The organism is Domibacillus sp. F004 (assembly GCF_057814295.1).
The window spans coordinates 1-2,749 of record NZ_JBVATB010000018.1; the positions used below are offsets into that span (position 1 = coordinate 1).

The window sequence follows — 2,749 nt, forward strand, 5'->3', positions numbered from 1 at the left end:
CTGGAAATTCAAGTATAGGACAATTAGCTCTCTATCAAAAATGTGGTTTTAGAATTACTGGTGTTGACAGAGATTTTTTCATCAAACACTATTCAGAAGAGATTTTTGAAAATGATATACAGTGCAGAGATATGGTTCGATTATCGCAAGATTTGTAGAAGTTGTTAGTCAACAGTACGAACAAAAAAGCAACTATTTTTGGACGGAAATAGTTGCTTCAAAGTAAATGATTGAGTAGGAGGGACCCCTATCTATTTTTAGCATATGCAGCAATGATTTGAAGAGTGAGGTTGCAATTGAACAGTACAAACAAAAGCAACTATTCCAAGATAAGAATAGTTGCTGAAGAAGAAATAGAAAATGCTTTTAAATAGGAGGGAAAAAGAGCCCCTATTTGTTTTCAGTATATGCGATGACGATTCAAATAGTGAAAATGTGATCTGTGAGATGGGAAGTACGAGGATAAAACGTAAAAACTAAATAACAAACGTCCCAACGGAAAAACCGACGGACATCAAACTTTAGAGTAGGTTTACGCCTGCTTTAAAGTTTGGTGTCCTTTTTTATTGAGAAAAGGAGCGATTGTGATGAATTCAAGTTTGAAAGAGCAGAAGCTGTCTCAGCGTGAACTGAGAAGTTTAATGGGAATGGATATATCGACGTTACGACGAGGCAAGGTGGACCGTCTAGAGACAAAAGAGAAAAGGAAGGTGTGACATGGAAATCTTTTTTTGAACACCTGTGGCAGACATCGATACGGATAATTCTTATTTTTAATCTTTTAGGAGAAATGGGAATCGGTACGATGAAAAATGGCTGATTAACAGTAAAAATAAACTTTTGAATCAAGCTCGGGAACATGGTATTCTTTTTCATAAGAGATAACGACTTGTAAATGCTTGGACACATTTACAATTTATTGTTTATTTAAGGGGGTTATTTATCATTAGCACATGTGATTAAATATTAACTCTTTATAGAAGAGGAGAACATAAGTGGGATTAAAAGTTAATAACGTATCGAGCTATAGGGGTAGGATTATAAGTGTAGTAGTTGTTTCCGCCATTTATTTGTTTATTAGGGGAATAGCCATAATACACTATGGACGAGCACCTTATCCATTTGCAATACCAGTGCTTATTCCATTAGTTATAGCCTGGTATTTTGGAAAGCGTTATGATAAATATGTACATTTATCTACCAGAGACGCTCTCACAGGATTATATAACAGACACTATTTATTGGATAAGTTCCCTCGAGTAATGACATTTGTTAATAGAAGAAAGTTAAATATCGCTATATTGCTGTTAGATGTTAATGAATTTAAAGAAATAAACGACAATTACGGACATGGCTACGGAGATCAAGTGCTAGAGCATCTATCAAAAATTTTATGCAAATCTTTTGAACAAAAAGATATTATCGCTAGATGGGGTGGGGATGAATTCCTCATTCTTTCTATATTTTCCGATGAAAAAGTAGTAATAAATAAAATAAATCAATTTAAAAATGAGATAAAAAGGGAGGAGTGGCAGCATAAAAGCGACATATCGGTTTCAATAGGTAAAGCGATATATCCTTCAGACGCTACCCGTTTAAACGACTTGTTGGCTATAGCTGATTCTAATATGTATGAATTAAAAATGAATGATAAGCAAATGAGTACAACAAAGATGAACTGAATATTTTAGCCTAACGGAAAAACCGAGGGCACTGAGCTTTAGAGTAGGTTTACACCTGTTTTAGAGCTTGGTGTCCTTTTTTATTTGCCAAAAAGGAGTGATTGTGATGAATTCACTGATAAAAGAGCAGCTAAAACAATGGAAGAAGGACCATCAGGAAATGAAGCAAAAACGGAAAAAAGAAAAGCCATCAGAGAAGAAGCAGGAGAAGCTGTCTCAGCGTGAATTGAGAAGTCTAATGGGAATGGACATGGGGACGTTAAGACGTGGCAGAGGCGGAGCGTATAAACATTAAGGGAGGGATCTACACGATGGGAAAAATTTCTTTTTTACCTGAGATCGATCGAAAAGAGACGCAAAAGAAAGTAGAAGAGGTGCTAGAAAGTGTCCGTATCTATAAACAGATTGGCTTTATGAGAAGGGAAATGAAGACCACTCCTGCCTATACTCCACGTTATCATGGCCAAACTTATTCCGTGGGTAATCCTGCGGAGGAAACAGCTTTATGGAATGTCGAGAAGGAACAAGAAATCGAGAACCTGGAAATCAATTCAGACCATGCATTAAATCGTCTTTTCAGAATCGAAAGAGCAATTATACAGAAGAGATATTTAGAGGATGAAGACGCATTTGATTACATGATCCACGATGAATTAGGGATGAGCGCGAGAACCTACGGACGAGTGAAGTCCAGAGCGTTCTACAAGCTCGCTTTCATGCTTCGTCTTGAAGTCGTGAAAGGGGAAGAAAATTAGTGGCAAACTTTTGGCATGATTTTGGCCGCATAATGGCACGCGTTTTGTTAATGGGGGTGCTATTATGTTAATAGGGAAATATAAGGAATGAGGCACTCACTGATAACCGTGGGTGTTTTTTGTCTTTATTTGACAAACAAATTAGATAGGTTTATGCCTTTTTTTTCCTGGGAATGTGTAAAGGAAGGGGAGGGATTAGATGAACAAATTAACAATAAAGGAGCAAGTACTGCTTACCTATTATTCGCAGTATCTTGCTGATGTCAGCAAGATACTGGAGGTTCACTATGAGTTACCCGAATTACTTGATCC

General features: G+C 36.8%; 4 protein-coding genes and 1 pseudogene. All 5 read left to right on the plus strand.

Translation table 11 applies throughout. The features are described from left to right. Positions 1–158, plus strand: a pseudogene (locus tag ACZYRN_RS19145) (GNAT family N-acetyltransferase); the annotation flags it as partial. 429 nt (positions 159–587) lie between these two features. Further along, positions 588–716, plus strand: a complete 129-nt coding sequence (locus ACZYRN_RS19150) for a hypothetical protein (RefSeq protein WP_488913174.1) — start codon at positions 588–590, stop codon at positions 714–716. 279 nt (positions 717–995) lie between these two features. Beyond that, positions 996–1,682 (plus strand): GGDEF domain-containing protein, encoded by a 687-nt coding sequence (locus ACZYRN_RS19155; protein WP_488913175.1) that lies wholly within the window; start codon positions 996–998, stop codon positions 1,680–1,682. A 106-nt stretch (positions 1,683–1,788) separates the two neighbouring features. Continuing rightward, a complete protein-coding gene (locus ACZYRN_RS19160) occupies positions 1,789–1,977 on the plus strand; it encodes a hypothetical protein (protein WP_488913176.1) in 189 nt (62 codons plus the stop codon). 16 nt (positions 1,978–1,993) lie between these two features. Beyond that, positions 1,994–2,437 (plus strand): ArpU family phage packaging/lysis transcriptional regulator, encoded by a 444-nt coding sequence (locus ACZYRN_RS19165; RefSeq protein ID WP_488913177.1) that lies wholly within the window; start codon positions 1,994–1,996, stop codon positions 2,435–2,437. Positions 2,438–2,749: the final 312 nt, after the last annotated feature.